Annotated in this window: 2 protein-coding genes and 1 pseudogene; 1 reads left to right on the forward strand and 2 read right to left on the reverse strand. The window is 46.7% G+C overall.

The annotated features are described in order from the left end of the window. Window positions 1-509 precede the first annotated feature (509 nt). Entirely contained in the window at window positions 510-1,058 is a 549-nt protein-coding gene (locus tag SHEWPOL2_RS21890; protein WP_037431734.1) for a gamma carbonic anhydrase family protein, read from the forward strand. A gap of 56 nt (window positions 1,059-1,114) precedes the next feature. On the opposite strand, the gene SHEWPOL2_RS21895 is transcribed toward SHEWPOL2_RS21890, so the two are convergent. Together SHEWPOL2_RS21895 and SHEWPOL2_RS21900 are read right to left on the reverse strand one after the other, a co-directional pair. Continuing rightward, window positions 1,115-1,390 (reverse strand): DUF1488 domain-containing protein, encoded by a 276-nt coding sequence (locus SHEWPOL2_RS21895; protein ID WP_037413524.1) that lies wholly within the window; start codon window positions 1,388-1,390, stop codon window positions 1,115-1,117. 20 nt (window positions 1,391-1,410) lie between these two features. Continuing rightward, a pseudogene (locus SHEWPOL2_RS21900) lies at window positions 1,411-1,870 on the reverse strand (shikimate dehydrogenase); the annotation flags it as partial.

The following is a 1,870-nucleotide window of genomic DNA, read 5'->3' on the forward strand; positions in this document are numbered from 1 at the left end:
CCGTCTTGCGACTTCAGCGGCTCAATGAATTCTGAATCGACTTAACTTAATAAGTCGTTGTACATATTGCTATGAACACTCATTCATTGATTTAATTCTTTGATTACTCGCCAAACGGCAGAGTAATTTCGATTAACTCAACACCTGTGAGTGTCCACACAGATTTCTTGTTTAGATTGTTAAAGAGCGTTTGACTTCATCGCTTGCGTTACCGCTCACTGGGTCAGGGCTGCGTATTTTACGCATTTCCCTTGTCGCGTCAAGGCGTTTTTGCAAACTTCTTGAGGCTTTCGAATCAACTGCACAATTTGCATTCGATTCGCACTGTAACCGCGTTAGCTTTCGCTGTCTGCCGTGTCAGTGGATGCGCATTATAGGCTGCGAAACTTTTTGTGCAACCCCTAATTTAAAGATAATTAGCTTTTTTACGCTGTTCGTTGGATATTTGACCTGACCTGTCAGTTTTTAACCTTTATAATGCTAAAAACCACTCAATTAGGGACTTTTTTATGTCTGGACCACTCAGAACTTACCAAGGAATTCATCCACAACTCGGCGATAATGTGTATGTAGACTCTGCTTCGGTACTCGTTGGCGATATCGCTTTAGATACAGATGCCAGCATTTGGCCTATGGTGGCCGCTCGTGGTGATGTCAATCATATTCGAATTGGTAAACGCTCCAATGTACAGGATGGCAGCATATTGCACGTGACCCGCAAATCCGCTTCTCGTCCTGAAGGCCATCCACTGATCATTGGTGATGATGTGACGATTGGGCATAAGGCGATGCTGCATGGCTGCAAGGTGGGCAATCGTGTTTTAGTAGGAATGGGGGCCATTATCCTCGACGGTGCCATATTAGAAGATGATGTGATTTTAGGTGCGGGTTCGTTAGTACCACCAGGTAAAGTGCTGCAGAGCGGCTACTTATATGTCGGCAGCCCTGCGAAACAGGCGCGACCGTTAACCGAAGCGGAATTGAAGTTTTTACCCGAATCCGCAGATAACTATGTACGCTTGAAAAACGAATACTTGGCAGAACCTAAGCCAGAGTAGTGTTTCTATTAAATCGTGATGGCAGTGTTTAAGCTGCCATCTTGTTCATTTTGCTCTTAGCCTAAGTGCACTGCGCCAAATTCATCAAACTCTTCTGCTTCAATTAAGGCTTCTGCCATTTCCTCGGCATCGAATCTAACTGCATCAAATAGCGCTAACATGGCGGCCGCTTCATCGATATTAGGCTGGGGCGAAAAGTCATTTAACTGCGCCAACTTCTGTGCGCTGATATAACACTTAATATTCATTCCCTGCTGCTGGGCAATAAAGCAAATATGCTTTTGGGTTTCATCCCAATGTTGCAGATCGGGGAATAAAATACTCTGATTCATTTTATCTTCCTCTTGAGCCTCTATTGCGCGTCGGCCTGTAGTTTGTCCCTGAGCAATTTAAGCACTCCTGAGGTATCTGGCTCGACGCCACGCCAGAGCGCAAAACTCTTTGCCGCCTGACCGACAAGCATACCCAGTCCATCAATCACTTGCGCAGCGCCCTGTTGCACAGCCCATTGATTAAATGCCGTTGGTTTTGCGCCATACATCATATCGTAGCAAGCCGTCTTGCTGCCGATAATGGACTGTGGCAGTGGCGGTAGCTCTCCCGCTAGACTCGCTGAGGTCGAGTTAATCACTAAATCGAACTCCCCCGACAACTCTGGCATCGGCATCGACAGGAGTGTATCGCGGTAACGCCCTTGTTGTACTTGGCTAAAAATCTCTACTAAGGCCTGCGCCTTACTTTGAGTGCGGTTAGTGATGACGAGTTGACCCACTTCAGCCTTAAGCAATGGCAAAATACAGCCGCGCGCCGCG

It is taken from the genome of Shewanella sp. POL2 (assembly GCF_000282755.1).
GTDB classification, from domain to species: domain Bacteria; phylum Pseudomonadota; class Gammaproteobacteria; order Enterobacterales; family Shewanellaceae; genus Shewanella; species Shewanella xiamenensis.